This window comes from Streptomyces sp. NPDC048197, assembly GCF_043202395.1.
Classification (GTDB): domain Bacteria; phylum Actinomycetota; class Actinomycetes; order Streptomycetales; family Streptomycetaceae; genus Streptomyces; species Streptomyces siderophoricus.
The window spans coordinates 21,936-44,648 of the sequence record NZ_JBIDAJ010000021.1; the positions used below are offsets into that span (position 1 = coordinate 21,936).

At 68.5% G+C, this 22,713-nt stretch carries 21 protein-coding genes; 11 read left to right on the forward strand and 10 right to left on the reverse strand.

Going from position 1 to position 22,713, the window contains the following annotated elements; genetic code table 11:
- Positions 1 to 21 precede the first annotated feature (21 nt).
- On the forward strand, positions 22 to 4,857 hold the full coding sequence (locus ACGF4C_RS25300; RefSeq protein WP_393569096.1) for a peptidoglycan-binding domain-containing protein: 4,836 nt from the start codon (positions 22 to 24) through the stop codon (positions 4,855 to 4,857).
- A gap of 236 nt (positions 4,858 to 5,093) precedes the next feature.
- Here the strand turns inward: ACGF4C_RS25300 and ACGF4C_RS25305 are convergent, their stop codons facing one another.
- Positions 5,094 to 5,678, reverse strand: coding sequence for a DinB family protein (locus ACGF4C_RS25305; protein ID WP_393569097.1), 585 nt, complete (start codon positions 5,676 to 5,678; stop codon positions 5,094 to 5,096).
- A 308-nt stretch (positions 5,679 to 5,986) separates the two neighbouring features.
- Here ACGF4C_RS25305 and ACGF4C_RS25310 point away from each other — a divergent pair, with 308 nt between their 5' ends.
- The 3 genes from ACGF4C_RS25310 (at position 5,987) to fabV (ending at position 8,412) form a co-directional block, all read left to right on the forward strand.
- Positions 5,987 to 6,409 carry a nuclear transport factor 2 family protein gene (locus ACGF4C_RS25310; RefSeq protein ID WP_393569098.1) on the forward strand — a complete coding sequence of 141 codons (423 nt, stop codon included), beginning with the start codon at positions 5,987 to 5,989 and terminating at the stop codon, positions 6,407 to 6,409.
- Between the two features lie 77 nt (positions 6,410 to 6,486).
- A complete protein-coding gene (locus ACGF4C_RS25315; RefSeq protein WP_393569099.1) occupies positions 6,487 to 6,933 on the forward strand; it encodes a hypothetical protein in 447 nt (148 codons plus the stop codon).
- Between the two features lie 261 nt (positions 6,934 to 7,194).
- The gene (gene fabV, locus ACGF4C_RS25320) at positions 7,195 to 8,412 is read left to right on the forward strand and encodes an enoyl-[acyl-carrier-protein] reductase FabV (RefSeq protein WP_393569100.1); all 1,218 of its coding nucleotides are present in this window, start codon (positions 7,195 to 7,197) and stop codon (positions 8,410 to 8,412) included.
- Positions 8,413 to 8,446: 34 nt separating this feature from the next.
- Here fabV and ACGF4C_RS25325 read toward each other — a convergent pair whose 3' ends face one another.
- Entirely contained in the window at positions 8,447 to 9,544 is a 1,098-nt protein-coding gene (locus tag ACGF4C_RS25325; RefSeq protein WP_393569101.1) for a glutamate--cysteine ligase, read from the reverse strand.
- Between the two features lie 537 nt (positions 9,545 to 10,081).
- On the opposite strand from ACGF4C_RS25325, the gene ACGF4C_RS25330 reads away from it, so the two are divergent.
- Positions 10,082 to 10,903 carry a PIG-L deacetylase family protein gene (locus ACGF4C_RS25330; protein ID WP_393569196.1) on the forward strand — a complete coding sequence of 274 codons (822 nt, stop codon included), beginning with the start codon at positions 10,082 to 10,084 and terminating at the stop codon, positions 10,901 to 10,903.
- A gap of 173 nt (positions 10,904 to 11,076) precedes the next feature.
- Positions 11,077 to 11,433 carry a hypothetical protein gene (locus ACGF4C_RS25335; protein ID WP_393569102.1) on the forward strand — a complete coding sequence of 119 codons (357 nt, stop codon included), beginning with the start codon at positions 11,077 to 11,079 and terminating at the stop codon, positions 11,431 to 11,433.
- Positions 11,434 to 11,558: 125 nt separating this feature from the next.
- Here the strand turns inward: ACGF4C_RS25335 and ACGF4C_RS25340 are convergent, their stop codons facing one another.
- Both ACGF4C_RS25340 and ACGF4C_RS25345 read right to left on the reverse strand, forming a co-directional pair.
- Positions 11,559 to 11,993, reverse strand: a complete 435-nt coding sequence (locus tag ACGF4C_RS25340; protein WP_393569103.1) for a hypothetical protein — start codon at positions 11,991 to 11,993, stop codon at positions 11,559 to 11,561.
- 557 nt (positions 11,994 to 12,550) lie between these two features.
- Positions 12,551 to 13,519, reverse strand: a complete 969-nt coding sequence (locus ACGF4C_RS25345) for a GlxA family transcriptional regulator (protein WP_393569197.1) — start codon at positions 13,517 to 13,519, stop codon at positions 12,551 to 12,553.
- Positions 13,520 to 13,817: 298 nt separating this feature from the next.
- Here ACGF4C_RS25345 and ACGF4C_RS25350 point away from each other — a divergent pair, with 298 nt between their 5' ends.
- Entirely contained in the window at positions 13,818 to 14,408 is a 591-nt protein-coding gene (locus ACGF4C_RS25350) for a cysteine hydrolase family protein (protein ID WP_393569104.1), read from the forward strand.
- A 100-nt stretch (positions 14,409 to 14,508) separates the two neighbouring features.
- Here the strand turns inward: ACGF4C_RS25350 and ACGF4C_RS25355 are convergent, their stop codons facing one another.
- Entirely contained in the window at positions 14,509 to 15,138 is a 630-nt protein-coding gene (locus ACGF4C_RS25355; protein WP_393569105.1) for a GNAT family N-acetyltransferase, read from the reverse strand.
- A 181-nt stretch (positions 15,139 to 15,319) separates the two neighbouring features.
- Here ACGF4C_RS25355 and ACGF4C_RS25360 point away from each other — a divergent pair, with 181 nt between their 5' ends.
- Positions 15,320 to 15,931 (forward strand): TetR/AcrR family transcriptional regulator, encoded by a 612-nt coding sequence (locus ACGF4C_RS25360; protein WP_393569106.1) that lies wholly within the window; start codon positions 15,320 to 15,322, stop codon positions 15,929 to 15,931.
- 33 nt (positions 15,932 to 15,964) lie between these two features.
- Here ACGF4C_RS25360 and ACGF4C_RS25365 read toward each other — a convergent pair whose 3' ends face one another.
- Positions 15,965 to 16,492, reverse strand: coding sequence for a TetR/AcrR family transcriptional regulator (locus ACGF4C_RS25365; protein ID WP_393569198.1), 528 nt, complete (start codon positions 16,490 to 16,492; stop codon positions 15,965 to 15,967).
- A gap of 167 nt (positions 16,493 to 16,659) precedes the next feature.
- On the opposite strand from ACGF4C_RS25365, the gene ACGF4C_RS25370 reads away from it, so the two are divergent.
- Positions 16,660 to 17,481 (forward strand): SDR family oxidoreductase, encoded by an 822-nt coding sequence (locus ACGF4C_RS25370; RefSeq protein WP_393569107.1) that lies wholly within the window; start codon positions 16,660 to 16,662, stop codon positions 17,479 to 17,481.
- Positions 17,482 to 17,596: 115 nt separating this feature from the next.
- Here ACGF4C_RS25370 and ACGF4C_RS25375 read toward each other — a convergent pair whose 3' ends face one another.
- A complete protein-coding gene (locus ACGF4C_RS25375; RefSeq protein ID WP_393569108.1) occupies positions 17,597 to 17,998 on the reverse strand; it encodes a VOC family protein in 402 nt (133 codons plus the stop codon).
- A 211-nt stretch (positions 17,999 to 18,209) separates the two neighbouring features.
- Here ACGF4C_RS25375 and ACGF4C_RS25380 point away from each other — a divergent pair, with 211 nt between their 5' ends.
- The gene (locus ACGF4C_RS25380) at positions 18,210 to 18,920 is read left to right on the forward strand and encodes a hypothetical protein (protein WP_393569109.1); all 711 of its coding nucleotides are present in this window, start codon (positions 18,210 to 18,212) and stop codon (positions 18,918 to 18,920) included.
- 164 nt (positions 18,921 to 19,084) lie between these two features.
- Here the strand turns inward: ACGF4C_RS25380 and ACGF4C_RS25385 are convergent, their stop codons facing one another.
- Positions 19,085 to 19,747 (reverse strand): AAA family ATPase, encoded by a 663-nt coding sequence (locus ACGF4C_RS25385; protein ID WP_393569110.1) that lies wholly within the window; start codon positions 19,745 to 19,747, stop codon positions 19,085 to 19,087.
- Between the two features lie 247 nt (positions 19,748 to 19,994).
- Between ACGF4C_RS25385 and ACGF4C_RS25390 the strand changes: the two genes are divergently transcribed.
- Positions 19,995 to 20,297, forward strand: a complete 303-nt coding sequence (locus tag ACGF4C_RS25390; protein ID WP_393569111.1) for a hypothetical protein — start codon at positions 19,995 to 19,997, stop codon at positions 20,295 to 20,297.
- Positions 20,298 to 20,460: 163 nt separating this feature from the next.
- Here ACGF4C_RS25390 and ACGF4C_RS25395 read toward each other — a convergent pair whose 3' ends face one another.
- Positions 20,461 to 21,294, reverse strand: a complete 834-nt coding sequence (locus ACGF4C_RS25395; RefSeq protein ID WP_393569112.1) for a barstar family protein — start codon at positions 21,292 to 21,294, stop codon at positions 20,461 to 20,463.
- Between the two features lie 101 nt (positions 21,295 to 21,395).
- Complete coding sequence (locus tag ACGF4C_RS25400; protein ID WP_393569113.1) at positions 21,396 to 22,517, reverse strand: hypothetical protein; 1,122 nt, start codon at positions 22,515 to 22,517, stop codon at positions 21,396 to 21,398.
- Positions 22,518 to 22,713 lie beyond the last annotated feature (196 nt).

A 22,713-nucleotide genomic window follows, 5' to 3' on the forward strand; every position in this document is an offset into this window, starting at 1 on the left:
GCGAGCCGCGTGGAGACCACCATGGACTTCGAACAGCAGATCAACTGGACCGTTCTGCCCGCCGGGCTGACGGCCGACGGTACGCAGGTCAAGGTGTCGGTGTTCATCGCGCCGCGACTGCTGGGGCCCGCCCCGCCCGTCCCACCCGACCCGACGAAGCGCGCCACGCTGGGGCCCTTCCCCGATTTCCTGCGCTGGCCGGAGAAGATCGCGAACGCCACTTTTGACTTTGCCACCGGCGCGGGCACCCGCGAGCCCTCCACCTCCACCGAGGCGGACACGGAGCCCCACACGACGCCCGCCCCCTCGACGACCTTCGTCACCGGGCTGAAGCCGCAAGGTCCCGCCCCCAATGCGGACTTGTGGACGAGCCTCTTCGGCAAGGGCACGCCGCTCGATCCCTACACCTTCGAAAGCCATACGGACAAGATCTGCGAGACCTACTCCACCAAGCAGGTCAGCACCTTCACCAAGGACAAGTACGTCGAAGCGGCCATGAAGTCACCCGAGGTGCCACCTCCTACCCAAGGCCTGGTGATGCCATCGAGCGACAGCCCTACGGACGGCGGATCAACCAACGGCGGTTCAGCCAACGGCGGTTCCACGGAAGGCGGTTCAACGAATGGTGGCTCTCCGAGCGACGGCTCAGGGGGCTCCGCGGGCACCGGCGACGTGGGCCCCAGGGACGAGCCCACAGCGGTCGGCGACACCACCGCGGACGACGAACCACCGATGCCTTCGGAGCTCCAGAGCCTGCACAACTTCCACACGATCCCCATGCCCGAGAGGACGTCCACCCTCGCCGGCGAAGAACCGCCGCCACCACCGCGACCCGAGAAGCACGATCCCGACTTCCACCAGATGCTCACCTGGCTCGGCGACCATCCCACACTGCTGCGGCAACTCGGACTCGTCCTGGACTTCCGCCTGCCGGCCGGCCTGCTCCCCGTCTCGTCAGGCCAGCTGTTCCTGAAGGTCATCCCCCACTGGAAGCCCGAAATGGGAGAGGCAGCGTCGCACAACGTGTCGCCCCGGACGCGGTATGTCTTCCTGCCGGACCGCCGCGCCTTCACTCCCCGGGCCGTGGAACCCACCGACGGCCCGCTGACGCCGCCCTCCCGCGGCCTGGTGGAACTGCAGGGGAACTTCACTCTCGAACCGGCCGACATCGACGCCGCCGCGGGCAAGATGGTCGGGCCCGCCAAGGACGCCACCGGACTCGCCACGGTGCGGACCCATGGGATCGCGCTGGTCAGGGACCAGCGCATGGAAAGCCTCCGGCAGGAGTTCGCCCGGGCGGCCGAGCATGACTTGGCGTTCAGCGAGGTGGTCAAGCAGCAGAAGGCGCGAGGTGCGCCACCCGACCCGCAGAATCCGGGAGCCGCCCCGCACGCCGCGGGTGACGAAGTGCCCGCCCCCGAACTGTTCGCCGAAAACCTGGTGCGCGGCCACCGGCTGGACGTCTGGGACGAGACCCGACGGCAGTGGTTCTCGCTGCACGAGCGCGAGGTGGAATACCGGAAGCCGCACGGCGGACCGCTCCTGCTCAGGGCCTCCGACGAGGGCTTCTTCCAGGCCCACCTGCTCAGACCACCCCCCGAGGCGATGCACCCCGACCACCTCTACGTGCCCGAGCAACTGGTCACCTGGGACGGCTGGTCACTGTCCGCGCCCCGGCCGGGCCTGGTACTGGACACCGATGCGGGCTCGGTCGACGAGGACCGGCACCCCAACCAGCCGGTACCGCTCAACAACGAGGCACAGACGAAACTGCCGTTGGAATTCACGCCGAAGGTGCGGCCCGGCACGCTGCCCAGGCTGCGGATCGGCCACGAGTACCGGGTACGCATGCGCACCGTCGACCTGGCGGGCAACGGGCTCGACAAGGGGGAGGCCGACGCCCTGGTCGACCTGACGGACAACGGAGCGGGCGTGGCGGCCGCCGACGGCCTGAAGGACCGGGAGGCCCTGCTGCTCCCCAAGGACGCGGAGCTACTGACCTTCCAGAGGTTCGAACCCGTTCTGGCGCCCGCCGTGGTGGGCAGATTCGGGTTCGGGGAAGGCGCTTCGGAGTTCCGTATGGTGATCCGGAGCAGCCCGGGGTCCGGCCCGCCGCCGGCCACTCCGGGGACGCCACAGATCATCGTCCACCTGCATCATGTCCAGCCCGGCATGAGCAACGACGAGGTACGTATCGTCCAGCAGGCCCTCATCGACCAGGGCTTCACCATCGAGGCCGGCCCGACCGGATTCTTCGGCAAGCAGACCACGGCCGCCTATTCCCGCTGGCAAGAGGCCCACGGCTTCACGGGAACCGCCGCCGACGGCAAGCCCGGCTGCTCCACTCTCACCGACCTCGGCCTCAAGAGCGGCTTCGCCGTCGACTGCGACGACGGCGGCACCGGCCCCGGAACGGGAACCGGCACCGCGGTCGGCACCGGAGACGGTATGACGGCGGAGCAGTACGCCGCGGACTTCAACCGGTCGCCGCTGGTCACCTCGGGAGGCCATGCTCCGTACCGGGGTACCGACGAACGCCATGTGGTGGCGCCGAAGGCGTCGCTGCGCTGCATCGAGTGGCACGGACTGCTGGACGAGGCCATCGGATCCACCGACCCGAACGTACAGAACGCCGTCTACGACCTGGCCGTACGGGAGAGCGGCTCGCTGAGCGACCCGTCCCAGCCGGACGTCGTAGTGGAGCCGGTCAAGTCGCCGGCGGCGGACCCCGAGAACCCGGCGAACACCGTTCTGCACACGGGCGAGCAGGTCGAACTGCCCTACCTGCCCGATCCGTTGTCCACGGGCGCCGTCTTCCTGGACCTGCCGGGCATGACCGAAGGGCAACCCTTCGCGGTGGCCTGGGACGGCGATGTCTGGCACCGCCCGCGCTCCCTCAGGCTGCGGCTGGCCGAGGGCAATGCGCGGCCGCGCTTCGACGAGGCGTCCCGGGTGCTGACCGTCTTCCTGCCCAAGGGCGTCGTGGCGACCGTCCGGGTGTGCTCCATGATCGACTTCGACGAGCGGATCATGGGCGTGGCCGGCTGGTGCCGGGGGCAGCAGGACTCGGCACCGAGGCTCGCGATGGAGGGGGAGGGAGAAGTGGCGGCGAGGAGGGCGGCGGCAGCGCGGCGCACCGACGACGTACTGGCACTGGCCGCCGCCAGCCGGCACTGGATGTTCACCCCCTGGCAGGAACTGACACTCGTCCATGCGGTGCAACAGCCCCTGAAATCACCGGTGTTGACACTCGTCCACCCTGATCCGTCGCGGCGTCCGCTCGGAGCGACCGCCGAGCACCTGACCGGGGCCATCGCGCTGGACGAGGCCAGTACGGACCGGGTCGACCTGATCGCCGAATGGACCGAGGTGCGGGACGCCGGCAGCGAAGGCCGCGAGACCAGCGAGATGACCGTCCCGGTCTTCGACCTGCTGACGGCCTGGGCGGCGAGCAACAAGGGCGCCCCGGGCGTCGAGCCCGCCATCCTCCAGGACGGCGTCCTGACCTTCAATACCGAGGCGGCGGAGAAGAAGGCGAAGGAGGACGCCGCTGCTGCGGTGGGGAACCCGGAAAAGCACCCTGACCCGCCCAAGCCCGCCAAGCACGAGTTCGGCGACACCAAACACCGGATGGTGCGCTACCACCCGGTGGCCGCCAGCAAGTTCGCCGACTACTTCCCGGCGGAGTTCGCCGAGCCGGGCAAGAACAGGCTGACCGTGGCGGGGCAGCCCGAGGAGTACTCCGTACCGAGCAGCGCGCGTCCCACGGCGCCCCGACTGCAGTACTGCGTACCCACCCTCACCATGGAGGAGATCAAGGGACCGCCCGGCGTCATCGTCCACCGCCGGCACGGTCGCGGGATCCGGGTCTACCTGGACCGTCCCTGGTACTCCTCCGGCGACGGCGAACTGCTCGGCGTGGTTCTCGGCGACCCGCCCGGAGGCGACCCCACGTCCGTACGGGACGCCTGGGTCACCCTGATGGGCCGCGACCCCATCCACCGTTCCGCGCCGGTCGTGGCCCCGACCCCGGAGATGTTCACCAACGCGGTGGCGCAGACCCCGAAGCCGATCACGCTCGACCTTCCTTCGACCCTCCTCCACGTACGGGTCGTCGGCTTCACCCCGCAGTTCGAGAAGGTCGTTCCCAAGGACGGCGATGACCTGGACAAGATCGGCCGCTGGTTCTGTGACCTGGACCTGGACACCGGGGACGCCTGTCTGCCCTTCGTGCGGCTCGCCCTGGTCCGCTATCAGCCGGATTCCGTCCCCGGAGCCGAGATCTCCAAGGTCGTCCTCGCCGACCTGGTGCGCACCCTGCCCGACCGCGAGTTGCGGGTCACGCTCGGCGACCCGCTGTCGGTCAGCGTCAGCGGCCCTTCCTGGGACCCCACGGACCCCACCGGTCCCCGGCCGCCACGGATCACCGCCACGCTGCAACGCCGGAACAGCCTGGTCGATGACGACGACCTGGGCTGGGTGAACCTCGACGACACCACCACCCAACTCACCTCGGTCGACGCGGAGTCCTCCCGCACGCCCTTCTACACGGGCCAGATCCCGATACCGCCCGGACGGCGCGGGCCGCTGCGTCTGATGGTCCTCGAAACCGAGGGCATCCCGCCCGACGCCCCCAACCAGCTCACGACGCCGGGGCCGGTGATCTACTGCGACACCGTCGAACTCCCGCGGAGGCCGGGCGGTCCGGGTGGTCCGGGCGGCGACCACGATCACGACCACGGCGACGGTCACGACCACGGTGGGCCGGGTGACCACGACCACGACCACGGTGGGCCGGGTGACCACGACCACGATCACGATCACGGTGGCGGATTCGGCGGGTTCCGCCACGACTGACCAGGGGTTCCTCAGAGGGTGTCGCACGTGGCCGCGCCATGCGCACGACGAGCCCGCGCTCGCGCAACCAGGCCAGATGTTCGCGGAGCGGTCCCACCACCTTGCGGACGAGCAGCGAACGACGGCAGCAACGGGGCGGCCAGCTCCCAGAGTTCATCGAGAACCAGACGCTTCGATAGATCAGCGTCCCCGGCCGGCAGCATGCCGCACGAACATCAAGTCACGTGAGACAACCTCTACGCCTTGATCGGTGCGGCCGACCTGGCGGCCTGCTCGATCTTCGCGCAGTGGGCTGCACGGGCTTCCTCGTCGATCTGCTTCTCGTGTTCGGCGCGCAACCCGGTCCGGCCGTCGAGGCCCTCGCGCAGGATATCGGCGTGCCCGGCATGCCGGATGGACTCGCCGAGGACGTGGACCATGACGGCGAACAGGTTGGTGTCGGCATGAGGCTTGGGCCACCACGGCACGTGGCCGGGGGCGTCGAGGGGAAGTCCGTTGATCGTCGCGTCCGAGTGTTCCCACGTGCGCCGGTAGAACCCGATGACTTGATCGCGGGTCTCGTCCTCGGCCGCCCACAGATCGCTGCCGTCGGAGTCCTGCCACCGGGGCAGCGGTTCCGGAGAAGGGCGGTCGAAGACCTCGCCGAAGTACCTGGCCTCGACGGTGGCCACGTGTTTGACCAGGCCGAGGAGGTTGGTCCCGGTCGCTGTCAAAGGTCGGCGGGCGTCGTATTCGGACAAGCCGTCGAGTTTCCAGAGCAGCGCCTTGCGGTCCCGCCGCAGTCGCTCGTGCAGGTTGTCTTTCGCGAATCCATCGATCATGCGGCATGAGCCTGCCATGGGCTCCTCGTGGTCTCAAGATCCCGTAGGTGGTCCGCAACCGACTGGCAGAGCCGAGGCCTGGCCATGGCCGCCACCCTGACCCGCTACCAGAAGCTCGCCCAACCTGCCACGTGAGACCACCTCTTACCTGCAAGGTAATCGACTCTCCTCGCCACCTTGCGCAGGCTGATCACTACATGACTGGTCACGAGGTCACGACATGACTGGCGCCCGCATGACTGGTGCCTGAATGACTGGTGACTGACATGACTGATCACTGCATCACTGGGGAGAGGAACCCACCGAACATGACGACGACGACCACCACCACCGAGCACACCCGGGCTGTCGTGGAGGAGTACCTTCGCCGCGCCGCCGGCGGCGACCCCGAGCACATCGCCGCCGTCTACGCGGAGAAGGTCGACTGGATGGTGGCCGAGAACCCGCAGGTCCCCTGGATCCGCCCCCGTTCCACCCGTGCGGACGTCGCCGGCCACTGGATCGAACTGGCCGCGCACACGGTCCCGGGCGAGGGTGCCTTCTCCATCGACGCGATCGTGGTGGAGGGCACGGACGCCGTGCTGACCGGCCACCTCTCGGGGACGGTCCGGGCCACCGGGAAGACCTTCGAAGGGCCCTTCGCGCTGCGGCTGTCCGTGGAGGACGGCCTGATCACCCGGCACCACGTCTACGAGAACAGCCTCTCGGTCGCCGAGGCCTGCACCCCCTGAGGGGCCTCCCGCACGGTGGGTCTGACCAGCGGCGAAACCGGGTTGGTGGATCCGAGGCCGACGGTGATACTCCCCGCATGAGCAGAATTGCTGAAGTGATCGTGCTGGCGCAGAGCGCGGACGAGGTCATGGAGCCGCTGACGCGGTACGACGACTCCCGTACCTGGAAGGGCGTCTTCCACGCGATGGCCCCGGGCTACGGATTCGGCTGGGGCGCGGAGTTCGTGCGGATGCACAGCAGATCCGGATTGCTGAGACATCTGGAATCCCTGCCGTGGCCCAGGCCGGAGACGGTGCAGGTCCTGATACACGACGAGGAGGACGACTGCTTCGGGCTGTGGATGATCCACGACGGGAAGCTGGTCGAGGTTCCCCTCCCGCGTACCCGGCGGGGCTACTGGAGCGGGCCGTACGACGACGCATACGCACCTGACCCCGGAATCCTCTACCGGACGGACACTCGCCCCATCGAGTGGCCGGAGGAGAGCGAGGACGGCGACCGGTCCCGGCCGTCGGCCTGGTGAGGCAGCGAGGCGCGGGGCCCGGGCCGGGGCCCGCGCCACCTCTGTTTTTCCACTACTTCACGAGGGCTGCCCGACGCGGCCCGCCCGCGTGAGGTAGTGGAAAGGCTCCAATCCAAGATCATGAACCCTGTGCCTGCCGATGCAACGGTCCGTTCCGGTGCGGGTGGAGACTTGCCAAAGGCGCGCCGACCGGGCTCGGCGCCGCCACCACCTGCACGTCCGAATTGCTTCACGTCCGAATGACCTAAGGACTGACTGATCGTGACCGAACGCGTCATCGCCCCACGTCATCGCGGCTTCCTCTTCCTCGACTCCCACCCGGCAGGCTGCCGGCGCCTGGTCGAGGACATGTGGCAGGCCGCCGTGCCCGGTCCCGCCGCGACGCCGACGGGGGACGGTCCGGTGGCGCTGGTCATCGGGTCGTCCGCCGGATACGGGCTCGCCGCCACCATCGCCGGCCTCCGGCGGGTCGGGATCCGCGGCATCGGGGTCTGCTTCGAGAAGGGCCCGAGCGAACGGCGTACCGCGACGGCCGGCTGGTACCGCACCGCCGCGACCGCTGAACTCGCCACCCAGGCGGGGCGCGACATGGTCTTCCTGAACGGCGACGCCTTCGCCGACGAGATGAAGGACCAGGTCGCGGACCTCCTCAAGCAGCGGTTCGACGGCCGCCTGGACCACCTGATCTACTCCGTCGCCGCGCCCCGCCGCACCGACCCCGACACCGGGGCCCTCTACGCCTCCGTACTCAAGCCGATCGGCCATGCCCACCGCACCAAGACGCTGGTCTTCGACGACCAGGGGGCGGGCGAGATCAAGGAGGTCGAGACCCAGCCGGCCGCGGGCGACGACATCGAGCAGACCGTCGCGGTGATGGGCGGTGCTGACTGGGAGCGGTGGATCGACCACCTCGCCGACCGCGGACTGCTCGCGGACGGGTTCAGCACCGCGGCCCTGTCCTACATCGGGTCACCGTTGACGGCCGCCATCTACCGCCACGGCACCATCGGTACCGCCAAGGCCCACCTGGAGGCCACCGCCCGCGCCCTGACCGAGCGCCTGGAAAAGCTCGTCGGCGGCCGTGCGGTGACCTCCGTCAACGGCGCCGCCGTCACCCAGTCCTCCACCGCCATCCCCGGCATCGCCCTCTACGTCGGACTGCTCCGCGGCGTCCTCGGTGAGGGAGTGGTACCGCCGCTCGCCCAGCTGACCGACCTGTGGGACCAGCTCACCGGCGCCCGCCCCCTCGGCCTGGACGACGACGGCCGCGTACGCCTCGACACCTGGGAACTGGCCCCCGACGTCCAGACCGCCGTCGCCGAACGCTGGCAGGCCGCCACCACCGACACCATCGCCCAACTCGCCGACCTCGACTGGTTCCACGCCGAGGTCCAGCGCCTCTACGGCTTCGCCGTTCCCGGCGTCGACTACACCGCACCCGTCGCCACCGACGTCCCCTGGCCCCGCCACGCGTCCTGAACCCCCTCACCGGCCGGTGGGCCGGAGACCCGTTTCACCGCCAGGTCGGTGTGGGTGTCGGTGTCGTGGCGGCGATCAGGTGGTCGACGACGTCGGGCAGGCTGTGGCGGCGCTGATAGGCGACGCGTTGACGGTCGGCGCCATTGCCCACGGCCCGCAGCCGTGACCACCCGGAGCGCACCAACCCGAGATCACCGTATGCGCGCAGTGCGGGCCGGATCCACCTCAGGAGCCGGTCCACCCGGGCCGCCGCCGGGACCAGGCGGCTGGTGGGCAGATCGACGCTTTGCCCGGCCAGGCCGTCGCGCGCGGCCCGCCAGCAGGCCGCGCGCAGCAGCTCCGGCTGCGGACGCGGTGCCGGTTCTGCTGCGTCGATGGCCGTCAGCGAGGTCGCGACCATGGCCCTGATGATGGCCGAGAACAGTACGGTCTCGTCAGCGGTGGCGGCCGCGTCGGCCACCCGGATCTCCAGGGTCGGCACATGACTGGAGGGCCGGATGTCCCAGTACAGGCCGCCACGGTCCATGACCGCTCCCGCCTCGATGGCGCGCCCGACGAGGTCGTGGAAATGGGCCGGAGATTCGAAGTACGGCGGCGGACCGGAGACCGGCCAGCGCGCCAACGTCATCACACGCCAACTGGCATAGCCGGTGTCCCTGCCGTTCCAGTACGGCGAGTTGGCCGTCAGGGCGATGAGAGCCGGGATCCAGGGCCGCAGATGATTGCTGACCTGGAGCGCCCGGCCCAGGTCCGCGATTCCCACATGAATGTGGCAGGCGCAGGCGGTCTGCTCGTCGTCCAGGGCTCGGAAGGTCGCGACGCTCTGCGCGTACCTGGTCCCGTCCGAGATGGGTGGCGGAACCGACTGCCCGAGAACGGGCGAACCGCTGGAGACCACGCGCAAGCCTTGACGCCCGGCGGCATCGGCGACAACGGCCCGAATCGACCGGATCTGCTCCCCGAGCTCACGTACCACGGTGTGCGGTTCGGTGCGAGCCTCGACCTGATAACACGTCAGTTCCGTGCCGACCCGGTCCCCGAGCCCGGAGGAGGACGCCTGCGCCACCACCTTCTGGCCCTGGGGGCTCACTTCCCGGGTCACCGGATCTACCAGTAGATACTCCTCCTCCACCCCCAGGGTCAGTGGGGCTTCGATTGTCGCCGGAGCAGAAGGCCGGCCGCGGCCGACGGGGACGGGAAGATGGCGATTCGCGTTCGCAGGGCGGTCAGCTTCGCTCTCCACGCGACCATAGTGCACGAGGGGCGAGGCAACTCGGCCTGAGTGGGCGGTAGTTAGCCATCTTACGAACATCAAGTTCCCTGATGTGGTTGGTACTTGTCCGACTCCTCGACGTCGAGTGCCGTCAGGCGCAGAGCGTTCGCGACGTGGGTGACCTGTTCGGTGGGTGGCTGCGGGAGGCGGGCCAGCAAGGTGGCCCAGGTCGCCGCCGTCCGCGCGGTCGCCGCCGAACGCCGCGCACACGACCGCGCCACCGGCACCCGTCGCCGTTCGCGCTCTTGTGCCTGAGGCAGGGCGGGGGTGACGGGTCAGGCGGGGATGATGGGGCCAGGCCGGGATGACAAGCCGGTCGGGGACGATGGATCCGGCGGCCCATGATTCGACACTCCCGCACCGGAAGGTGGTCCAGCGATGTCGATGTCGATGCCGATGTCCGTACCGAGCCTGCTCGGGGTCTTTGCCCATCCTGACGACGAATCGTTGTCGGCGGGCGGAGTGCTCGCCGGGCATGCGGCGGCGGGAGCGCGCACCGGAGTCGTCACGGCGACCTGGGCCGCGGGCACCGGGCGTGCCGCGGAGTTGGCCGAGGCGCTGCGCATCCTCGGTGCCGGTGAGCCGCGGATGCTCGGCTTCGCCGATGCGCGCGTACCGCAGTCTGCGCCGGACAGCGTGCCCTTCATCGAGGCGCCGCTCGACGAAGCCGTGCGGCGGTTGGTGGCGCACATCCGGGACTTCCGCCCGGAGGTGGTGGTCACACATGACGCCTACGGTGGGCTGCCCGGTCACCCGGACCATGTACACACCCACCGGGTGACCGTCCTCGCGGTCCAGGCGGCCGGGCTCGACCAGCTCTACCCGGACGCCGGCGCATCCTGGCAGCCGAGCGCGCTCTACCTGGCCACCCACCCGCGTTCCGTGGTGCCGGCGCTGACGGAGGTGGTCGGGGTGCGCAAGGCGGTGTACAGCGTTCCGGACGAACAGATCACCGCGGCCGTCGACGTCGGCCCGTGGCTGGAGCAGAAGGTCGCTGCCGTCCTGGCCCATCGCAGCGAGGTGGAGCGGGGTGCCCTGCCGGGTGTGATCGCCGGGCTCCCGGCGGACGGCAGGGAGCGGTTGTTGTCCACCGAGTGGTACATCCGCCACAGTCCTGCACCTGCACCTGCACCTGCGGTGGCAGCTCAGGGAGTGGGCGGCCCGGGCCCGGCACAGTGGACGTTCTTGGCGGGCCGGTACGGAGCCGTCGACGAGTAGGGGCGCGTGTCAGTAGCGCTTCGCCTCGCGCAAGCATGTGCTGCGCCTTACGTAGCGAAAAAGCAGGTGAAGGGACCAACTGTCACTGGCTACCGTTGGCCACCGTGCAATTCCCGGTCCGGTGAAGACATCGGAGAAGACAACAGAGATGACAACAGAGAAGGATTGAGGCGATGAGGACGCGCACCCTGAGATTCGGCTTGTACGCGGATGAGCAGGGGCTGGCCTGGGTCAGGGGAATCATCGGCGAAGCTGTCGGTTCCCGGAGCGCCCGGATCCTCGGTGAGGCCGTCCACCACACGCTTCCGGGGAGCGATATCACGGCCGCCGACATGTACGACCTGCTGGCGGACCAGTGGGCCTGGGAACACCCCGGTCAGAACAGCGGAACGCGTGAACTGGCCGAGCTGCGCGTCCAGTTGGCGTGCTCCCTGCGGACCTGGCGTGCGATCCGCAAGACGGTACTCCAGACCATGTGCCCGGAAGGTATGGCACCGCACGCCTGCCGTGTTCCCTGGTTCGCCGCCTGAGTTATCTCACGGGGTCCGAGGCGTGGGCCAGCCTCGGTGCCTCAGGGAGACGCCGACCAATAACACTCTCTCGGAATTGTGGCAGTAATCCGCGGGTCTGACAGCCCGCTGTGCCCCGAGTGCGCTCAGCCTGCCGGGATTTCCTCCACCCAGGCGACCGGCTCGGCTGCCTCGGGACGGTCGATATCGCCGAAGCGGACTTCCACCCGGTGTTCCGAACGCGGCATGGTGAACAGCACAGCACGCCAGTCGGACGGCACCTCTGGGCCGTTGTGGGGAATGCTCTGGACGGCCGCGGTGGCCGGCACATACAGGAAGTAAGTGCCTTCCCCAGTACGTGCGGCGGCCGAGGTCAGGCGGAACAGCGCACGCCCGTCCCAGGTGTCGGAGAAGTTGCGTTCGACGTTGCACAGCAGGAACGAGCCCGCCGTCGACGGTGCGCAGGTGAGGGGCTGACGAGCCGGGTCGGCGGCCACCGCGGGTTCGACGGCCGCTGACACGGTCAGCAGGGCGGTAAACCCAGCCACCAACAGGGACGCGCTGCGGCGAAATGCACTCATGGACCTCTCCTCCTCGGGACGCGAACATAAGCATGCGGATATAGGCATGCCGCCGTAAGCCTGCATACATAGGCCTGCATACGTGGGCCTGCATGCGTAGGCCTGCATGCGTAGGCCTGCAGGGATAGCATGCGGGGCTCAGCCTAGGCGAGCTCCTTTAAGCGGCGGCTAATTCGGGCCAGCGTTCCCTCGTGTGCCGGCGCGAGAATGGCTGACGTGTTATCACGATCCTGCCGATCCGTTGATGTCCCGTTAAATTCTCCGGCATAGAGTCGCCTTGCGTGCGTAGGGCGCGCAAGGGACTGGTGGGTCCCTAAGGCCGTTCTGGGTGGGGCCCGTGCTCCCGCCCAGAACGGTTCCGGCCGCGCGGAACCAAGCGGCATGGCCGGCCTGGGCCGGGCGCCCATTCCTCAGCCCGTGTGAAGGGCCACACCCCACAAACACTCCCCGGCAATTCGGCCTCATCAACGAGGGCGGCGCCTCCGCGGTGCCCGCGCCGCCCCGCAAGACATGCCTCCACGAATCACCAGCGCCGCGCTTCGCGCCTGCGAGGTCCGCTATCCGGTATGCCGGAACCGATTGCGGTACTCCGTCGGTGTCGTGTTGAGCTTGCGGCGGAATGCGCGGATGAGGGTGTCGGTCGTATGGAAGCCGCAGGCGGATGCGATGCGTTCGAGGGTGTCATCCGTGGACTCGAGTCGGTTTCGGGCCACTTCGACGCGGGCCGATTCGAGGTAGGACGCCGGCGTCATGCCGAGTTCGGTCTTGAAGATCCGGGTCAGCTGGCGTTCGCTCACGTGGGCGTGGTCGGCGAGATCGGCGACGGTGAGGGGTTCGGCGAGGTTCTGCGTGATGTGGTGGCGGAGATCGTCCATGCGCCGCGTGGTGGAGACGGGTTCGGTCGGGACGCTGAACTGGCTCTGACCGCTCGGGCGCTTCAGGTACATCACGAGCTGCCGGGCGACGCGAAGGGCGATGGCCTCGCCGAAATCCTCGGCGACAAGGGCGAGTGAGAGATCAAGGCAGGCGGTGATGCCCGCGCCGGTCCACACGTTCTGATCGCGGATGAAAATCGGGTCGGCGTCGACCTCGATCGAGGGGTGGTCGGCGGCGAGCTGCTGCGCGGTCGACCAGTGGGTCGTGGCGCGCCTTCCGTCCAGCAGCCCGGCGGCTGCGAGGATATGCGCTCCCACGCAAACGGAGGCGATGCGCCGCGTCCGACCGGCGAGCTTCTGCACCCATCGGACCACCGTGGGGTCGGTGAGGGCCTGAACGCGGCGCTGGTCGTCGACCTCGACCGAGCCCGGGACCATCAGGGTGTCGATGCTCCTCGCCGCGGCTTCCCCGAAGGTGATGTCCGGAAGGACGCGCACCCCGGCCGAGGTGGTAACCGGGTCCATGGTTTCGGCGGCCAGCACGACGTGGTAGCCCGCCGCGTCGCCCGTCTCCCGTTGCAGCAGGGCGAAGACCTCCGCGGGACCGGTGACGTCCAGCAGGTCAACGCCGTCGAAGAGAAGGACGACGATGAGCCGTTTGACGCTGCTGCTGCCGGTGGTGCTGCTGCCGGCTCTGCTGCTGTTGCTCGAACTGCTCAAGGGGTCTCCGCCGGGTCGGCAACGGGGATGCGAGGCGATGCCAGGCCAGACGCTGCCAGGCGAGGCGATGCGATGCGAGTTGAGGCAAGGCGATACGGGGATGAGGTAAGTGGGTGTCTGTATCTGCAAGTTACATGACATTGCCGCCATGTGGGGCGGCTCCGTAGCGTGGGCTGTGCCATCGCGCGGCGGCCCGAACCTTCGACACCCACCCCGAGAAAGTGCAGCAATGTCTACGACAACTCTGCGGGAACTCAGCGGCTTCGATCAGACGCCGGCATCGCTGGCCGCCGCGACACTGATCCTGATCGACTACCAAAACACCTACACCCGTGGTGTGTTGGAGCTGACAGGTTGGCAGGAAGCTCTCGACGCCGGTGCCACCCTGGTGGCCCGAGCCCGTAACGCGGGGGCGAAGATCATCCACGTCATCAACGACGCCGGTGAGGGAACTCCGTACGACATCCGTGCAGAGATCGGCCAGATCCACTCACGCGTGGCGCCAGTCGAGGGCGAGCCCGTCGTCGTCAAGCCCACGCCCAACGCGTTCCACGACACCGACCTGGGTGACCATGTCGATGCCGCCGGGAACAAGGACGTCATCATCGCCGGGTTCATGACCCACATGTGCGTGGTCTTCACCGCCGCCGGCGCGTTCCTGCGCGGCAACCGGCCCACCGTCGTCGCCGACGCCTGCGCGACGCGGCCCCTGCAAACGACGGTGGCCGACGTATCCGCCGCACAGCTCCACCACGGCGCACTCGCGACGATCGCCGACCTGTACGGCGTCGTCGTCCCGTCCGCCTCGTCGCTGAGCTGAGGACGGAGGGCGCGGGCCGGCGGCGGGTCGGCGGCCCGTACCCCCGGGACGCCCGCCGCCCTCAAGGGTGGCGGGCCTCCTCGCCTACGTACACATACGGTCAGCAGCGGCAGCGGCAGGTGCAGGTGCCAGTGCCGGTGTCGGTGCCGGCGCAGGTGCAGGTGTTCGGTGAGGGCGAGTGTGAGGGCGAGGGGTGGATCTTCAGGCGCCAGATGACATCGATGCCCGTCTCGTGCGGGGTCTCCGGCCCGTCCGGCAGTAGGACCCGCCCGATTTCGGTGAAGCCCAGGCGCCGGGCGACGGCCCCGCTGGCGGGGTTGGCCTCGTCGTGATGGATCTCGATGCGGTCGATGCCGGGCAGTCGACGTCCCGCCGCGACCAGCACACCAGCCGCCATGGTGGCCAATCCCTTCCCCGTCCAACCAGGGTGGAGCCAATAACCGATCTCCAGCCCGCCCGGCCCGATCCGGCGCATCAGACTGCAGCTGCCGACCTCCACACCGCCCGAGGTGATCGCGTAGCAGTACGTCCGCCCCGTCGCCCACTCCTCCTCGCACCGGGCCAGGAACTCTTCGCCCTGCTTCCGGTTGTGACTGGCCGCGAAGGGCATCCAGGGCAGCAAGTGGTCGCGTGACTCGTTGACCAACCGGTCCAGGATCTCGATGTCGTGCGTGCGCCAACGGCGCAGCTCGACCTGGTCCGAGCGGAGGATGGCAGAGGGCCGGTTCATGGTCCGAGATCCTGACCGAGTCACGTCACATCGACAACGCAATTACCAGTGGTCGAGGAGCTGGCGACTGCACAGCAAAGTGGGCCGGGCAAGACGGGCGGGCGAGGCGGGCGCGCCGCTCATGTGCTGGTGAGGGAGGATGGTCACGACGTACCGACCCGACGAGCAGGGGGGATACCGCGTGGAGACCAAGGGGCGCACGGAGGAGACCCGTGAGCGCATCCTGTCCGCCGCGTGCCAGGCCATCGCCGAGATCGGCTTCGAGAAGATCAGGATGCGGATGGTGGCGGAACGCGCCGGGGTGTCCACGGCGCTGCTGCACTACCACTTCGACACCCGCGAGAAGCTCTTCACCGAGGCGATGACCCATTCCTTCGCCCACTCCGCCGTCGATCTGGAGCACGACGCGGAGACCGTCCCCGCCGCGGTCATCCTCGCCCGCATCGTCCGCAGCCTGCTGCCGACCGACCCGGAACTGCAGCAGGACTGGCGGCTGTGGCAGGAACTGTGGGTGCGGGCACTACGCGACGAGCCGACCCGCACCTTCGCCGTCGACCTGTACGCCCAGCTCCACCAATGGGTCGCGGGAGCAGCGCAACGGGGCATCGACTCCGGCGAGTTCACCCCGACCGACGTGGACGAGCTCAGCACACTCGTACTCGCCCTGAGCGACGGCTACGGCATCCGTCTGATGATGGCCGACCCCACCGTCTCCCTGAACGCCGCCCTGACCGCTATCTGGCGCCAGGTCGCCGCCGCCCTCGGCCTGCCACCGGAATTCCCCCTCACCTGAGCCACCGCGCCCAGCGCCAGAGGGCCCCACCGTTCAGAGGGTGTCCAGCCACGCGATCAAGCGGTCGCCTTCCTTGACCATGATCTTGGGGTCCCGCAGTGCGTTGGCCAGCAGGGACATGCCTTGGTACGCGCCCACCAGGGCCAGCGCGAGTCCGTCGGGATCGGGCAGGTCCAGCTCCCGGAACTGGCTCGCCACCCAGTCCAGCAGCAGCCGGATGACCTTGCCCGCCTCCTTGTCCAGCCCGCCCTCTGCGCGCTTGTCCAGCTCGGTGGCGAGCGTCCCGGTGGGGCAGCCGTAGCGGGCCGCGAGGTCACGCTGCCCGACCCAGCCCCGTACGAGGGACTTGAGCCGCTCACGCGGATCGGGCAGCCGGTCCAGCTCGCCGGTGAGGGACTCCAGCTGACGGGTGTGTTCGGTGAGCGCCGCGGCGACCAGTTCGTCCTTGGTCTTGAAGTAGTAGTAGACGTTGCCCACTTGGACATCGGCGGCGCGCGCGATGTCGGCGATGGTGGTGCGTTCGGCGCCCTGCTGGTGCACCACCTGGGCGGCAGCGGCCATCAGACGCTGCCGTTTGGCACCGGCGTTCTTCACTCTCGCACTCTGTGAGTTGGTCACCCGACTAACTATAGGCCGGGAGATGTGCTACGTTCCCATCAGTGAGTCAGTCAACTAACTAACTCATGCTCCTTGCTTACTCGCTTACTTACTCACCTATGGGGGTCGTCGTGATCGTCGTTACGGGCGCTACGGGCAATGTGGGACGGACGCTGGTACGGATGCTGGCCGAGGCGGGGGAACGGGTCACGGCTGTGGCCCGTCGCATCACCGAGGCTGACGTTCCTCAGGGTGTGCGCGTGGTCGCCGCAGACCTGGGGGACGTCGAGAGCTTGCGGCCTGCGCTCGACGGGGCGGAGGCGGTGTTTCTCCTGGTGGCCGGGGAGGATCCGCAGGGGATCGTGGCGGTGGCCAAGTCTGCGGGGGTCCGCAGGCTCGTTCTGCTGTCCAGCCAGGGGGCGGGGACCCGGCCGGAGGTCTACGCGCATGCGGGCAGGTTCGAGGCGGCGGTGCGCGGATCGGGGCTGGAATGGACCGTTCTGCGCTCCGGCGGTATGGCGTCGAACGCCCTCGCCTGGGCGGAGCCGGTCCGGCTCCACCGCACCGCCGCCGCTCCGTTCGGTGATGTCGGCCTGCCCTTCATCGACCCGGACGACGTCGCCGCGGTCGGTGCCGCCGCTCTGCGTGAGCAGGGGCATGACGGCGCGACGTACACCCTCACCGGACCGGCGCCGGTCACCCCGCGCGAACGCGCGGCGGCGCTCGCCGAGGTGCTGGGGGAACCGGTCCGCTTCGTGGAACAGACCCGCGAGGAGGCCCATGCGCAGATGGCACAGTTCATGCCGCTGCCGGTCGTCGAGGGAACGCTGGCGATTCTGGGTGAGCCGACCTCGGAGGAACGGCGGGTCAGTCCCGACGTCGAGCGGACGCTCGGGCGGCCCCCGCACGGCTTCCACGAGTGGGCCGCGCGGAACGCCGCCGCCTTCCGGTAGATCGGTCCACGCCGGCTACGTCGTTCCCTGCTGTGCGTCGTGGCGTCCCCGTCCCGGACCGGAACGCCACGACGCGGCCACCGGCCCACCGTGCGCCACATGGCGCGGGGCGTCATCAGCTGCCGGAAGCTGCGCGGCCGCTCTGGTCCAGTGCCTGCATCTGCACGTAGTGCGGGTTGTGCATCACGCCGAGGATGTTGCCGAACGGGTCGAGCACCGCGCCGGCCCGGAAGTCGCCGTAGTCGCGCAACGGCTCATGTTCCTTCGCACCGAGCTTCAGCAGTCGCGCCATCTCCGCGTCGACATCGTCCACATGCCAGTACGCGACCACGCCGGCAGGCGCGGACGGAGTACGCGAGATACCGAACTCCTGCAGGTGGTCACCGAGCCGGAACTCAATGTATTCCTCGCGTACGAAGTACGGCTCCACGCCGAGTACTTCGGTGTACCAGGCACGGGCGGCGTCCAGACTGTCGGCGTGATAGCGGATGGTGGCAAGGCCACGGAATGTCGTCATGCAGCTCAGTCTGACGCAGATCTAGGACGATTACTGTCCTAGATTGGAACGGTCCGGAATCCTGATCCTGATCCTGGTCCCAGGTCCTGATTGGCTTGGCTGCGCTGCTCTCCTCCGTTCCCTGCAGGAGGGGATGAGCACACCCGCTGTCGGAACGCGTGAGCAGCACCAAGCAGCGGGGAGGGCCCACGGCAGCCCTTAAGGTGAGCGCATGGTCGAACGTGATGTGAGGGGCGTGCAGGCAGCGCTGCCTGCCTATGCGATTGAGGTGGGAACCGAGCCGCTGGACCGGCCGATGCGGAACTCCGTGGGTGGCTGGGCCTTCCTCGCCGACGGCCAGGAGTGGCCCGAGTGTTTTTGCGGGGAGCGGATGGCCCTGTTTTTCCAGTTCGACATCCCCTTCCAGGTAGAGCATTTCGGCGGAGACCATCTGCTGGTTTTCCACTGCCGGGCACACAATGACGCGTCCGAACCCGAGTTGTCCGACGGCCGGCTCGTACCCCGGTACTGGGACGCTCCGCAGCCGCCGTACCCGCGTCCGTTCTGGCGCGTGCTGCTGCAGAGGCATGCTGTACTGCCGGCCGCGGAGGCCGAACCGTCCGTGCGTGCTCTCCCGTTGATGCTCCAGTCGTTCACAGACACCCCCGAAGCGGAGGGACGTGGAGCCGGGTTCTTCAAGGTGGGTGGTACACCCTCCTGGGCCCAGGGCCCCGAGTACTACACGTGCGCGTGCGGAGCGGACTTGGTGTATGTCTGCCAGGTGCCGGAAGGGATGGAATTCGCCGTCCATCCCGGGCTACCGGAGCAGCCCTACAGCGTGGGAGCCGACACCTACAACCTCTTCCTCGCGAACGAGGTGTATCTGCTGGCCTGCCCGGCCCACTGCGACCCGGCGGCGGTCTGGCCGGTGAACCAGAACTGAAGCCCCGGGCGGACGATTGCCTTGGTGCCTTGGTGCCTTGGTGCCTTGGTGCCTTGGTGCCGTGGGCGTTGGTGCCCTGATGTTCTTGGCTGCCCTTGATGGCCTTGCTGCCCTTGCTGGCCTTGGCTGGTCCTGACCAGACGGGGCGCGCTTTCCGCCGACGGTCAGGTGGGATTCCGCAGTGTCTGTCGGAGCCTCTCGAAAGCGGTGGGCCGCAGTCGCCCTGGAACGAAGTCACGGATGCGACGGGCGCATTCCTCGGGGGAGAGGAGGCCACTGTCCACGTCGAGGTCGTGCAGTTCGTGGGAGTGCACCTGGTCGTACTGCATGGCGGCCAGTCCCAGCTGTCGGTCGCCGCGGTCGCGCTCGCGGCGCTCCAACTCGGGCAGCGGACAGCGCACCGCGATCAGGATGGTGTCTTCGGGCACCAGCACATCGAGGAGGTCCAGCAGCCGCCAGCGGCGGCTGAGCGGATAGTCGACGACGAGGTTGTTGCCGCCGGCAGCCATGCCGGCGACCGCCCGGTGAAAGCCCTTACAGGTGCGGTCGATCTCGGCCTGGAGGTCCTCGTCGGATATCTGGCCCTTGCAGCGCATCGCGTGAAAGGCGTCAACGGGCATGTGGAACCACGTGCCGTCGAGCATGTCCAGAAGTGCCTGGGCGATGCTTGACTTGCCTGAGCTGGACGTACCGTTGAGCAGGATGACTGTGCCGCCGGCCGGGGTGTCGGGAATGCGTGCCTGGGCCGGGTCGACCGTTGCTGCAGTTGCTGCAGTTGCTGCCTCCCGAGCGGCGGTTGCCACGTTGTCATTGGTGTGGTCTGCCATGTCGTCGTCCTTCGTGCGGAGTTGACCTCAGCTGGTTCGCGCCTGTACGTGCCGTGGAGCGTGCGGTGTGTCTGAGTGTGATCATGGCAGATGTGCCTCATGCCACCGACGCGCCCAACCATTCCCATCACTGGCCCACTCGGGCGGTGTCTCTCGGGCACGTGTTCCCAGGCGAATCGCCAACGCGCCGTGGCTGGATTCGGTGGGCGCTCTGGCATATCTGCGGCCGACCCGGGATCGTTATGACATGAACGATGAATGCCCCGATACGGACGAACTGCGGGACGCGGTCCGCGAACTGGCCGAGGCGTTGGAGACGATGCTCAATCTCCTCAAGGCCGATGCGGTACCCAGGACTCCCGAGGCGCAGCGTCTGATCAGGCAGGCCCTCCCGACACTCGAATCCGACGACCTGCTGACGAATCCGCCCCCTGCCGGTGAGCTTCTTGCCCAGGCCATTGCCCTCAACAAGATGACCACCGCTGCGCGGGAGCAGATCCTTGACGACGAGGTCGCTGCCTCTCCCGTGCCGGATCACCCTCCGTTGTAACGGAGGCGGGGCTGTAACGGACGTGGTGTGTGCCCGTCCCCGTCGGGCCGTCTTCGGGAGGCGCTGCGGCGTAACACCACCATTCGTGAACGACGAGCGCCACGCCCCCGGTTGCCACCGGGGCCCTGTCCTCGCTGCAGCCTGTCCTCCCTCGGGCCTGTCCTCAATTCAGGATGACCTCGACGCCACGCTCTTCGAAGATCTCCAGGAGAAGTGCGAACAGGGTGGCGCCGTCCTCGGTAGCGCCCTCCGCCGTGTCCTCCGCGGTGACCTCCTGAACCGTGGGATGGTCCACCAGGCGGGTCCGGGCGACGGTGGAGTGCTGCCATTCCAGGGTGAACGGAGGAGTGGCGCCCCAACGGCCTCTGAGGCAGTCGTCCACCGCGTCGAGATTCCACCCGAAATATCCGCCCGGGCCGTTGATCGCCTCACCGAGCGCGCAATAGAAACTGTCCACGTCCACGATGTGCCGGCCGTCCATCGTGAATACCGTCCCCGCCGGCGCATCCGGATTCCCGCGGCGTTGGTAGCGGTGCGACCACAGAGCAACTGACAGCCATGCGCGTCGACCAGCAGCATCCAGTTCCTGCCACAGGCCGGTACGGGTCAGCCGACCTGCACGGATCAACTCCCAGACCCAGCCCGAACCGGGCATGGCCTGGTCGCACCACATGCGCATCGTGACATCGACCAGATCCGCACCCATAGGTGAAGGCCGGACGGAGATCACGGTGACGTCGTTCACGAAGTAGGACCCCATGCTGACGCCTTCGGCATCGAGCACATCCAGATACGCGTTTCCCGCCACCGCGCGGCGCCCGCCGACATGATCCAGGCAGGCCAATAGCCCACCCTGTGGCGCACTCCCCACGAATTCCACCTGGCGCCAGCCCTCTTCCTCCAAGGGAGAAAAGAACCCCCTGGCGTCCTGCGCAGAGCCCCAGAAGTCGTTCTCGTCTTCGTCACTGGTAAGGGCGTAATTCTTCCCGTGGGTCAACTGGCCCGCATTTCCTACTGAGTTCCTCACGATTGACCGATCCTACAAGCCCGTCGAGACACGACCGGCGAGCTGACCCATTGCCGTAGAGCGGGGCAGCCCTACGCGCCGTCGGTGCGCCCGGCGTTTGCGGAGGTGTGGTGTTCGTTCGCGCAGGAGTGGCGTTCGTCGAGGTGCTTGTGCTGCCCGGAGCCGGTCATGGTGGGGGAAGGTGAGGACGGGGTGACCAGCGCGCCGAGGGCAAGGGGGGCGTCACGCCGGGCAATGGCGATGAGAACGGTGTGGTCACCGTCCCGGCATTCGATGACGGCTGCGTCGTACTTGAAGGCCTGCTTCCAGAACTGCGGGTCATCCGGCTGAAGCGCTCGGACGTGCTGCACGACCAGCGTCTCCGGAAGCGTTCTGCGGGCGACGCGCCCATCGGGATCCGGTGTGGTTGCCGGCCGGCCGTCTCCCACCACCAGGTGGTCGAAGCCGTCCACGCTGTAGGGAACGTCTCCGAGCACGGCCGCGCGCAGGCACCGCTTGTCCGTCGGCGGCACCGGAACGGTGCTGCTGACGGTCGCGACAGCGCGGTTCGTACGTCGCTGCTGACCCCAGGCGCACAACGCGCCCAGGCCCGCGGCCGGCAGCACAGCGGCCGCCGTGATCAGGACGGCGTCCGGTACGTCGCGGCCGGCCATGCTCGCAAAAATGCCGATGCAACTCACGACGATCCCGGTCACCGTAGCCACGGTGAGCTGCCAGAGCCTGGGGTGCATTGTGGAGGTGTAACGGCAGCGGTGCCACCAGATGAGCCACCACACCATCAGCGCGAAGGGCAGCAGAAAGAGGCCGGCGCCCAGCGGGAAGCGCCAGTTGCCCTCCGGAGACTCCCAGGTCTCCTGAGCGGCGGTACGGAATCGCACGGTGCGGATCTCACCCCGCCAGTACGTCAGCTTCACCTCGTCGCCGGCCCGCACGGAGTCGTACACCGGTTCCGACCCGGCCATCCGTACTCGCCGCACAGGCCGCACAGGCCGCACACTCCGGTCGGTGTCTGTGCCTCGTTCGGTAACGAGCAGCCAGTGGTGGACGGTCTTGCCGCTGGGCTCGTCCTGCTTGCCCTTGACGATCGCCGGAACCGTCGTCGTGCACGCATCCGACCGGGAGCCGGCCGGGCAGGGCGGCGCCGCGGCATACGCGTCCCTCGTCGCCAACTCGCCCGGCACGGTGGCGAACATCCCTGCAGACAACAGGAGGAGCACCAGACCGAACCCGACAGGCAGCAGGAACCGCCACCCGCGCCGGGCCCCTGACTTCCCTGGCTCCCGTAACTCCCGTGGCTCCTGGGATATCCGGTTTCCCATCCCACCGCCCCCTTCGTACCGCCCCCACGCGCCCTCAACGGTCGCCTCGCCCACATTGTGCGCCTGCTGC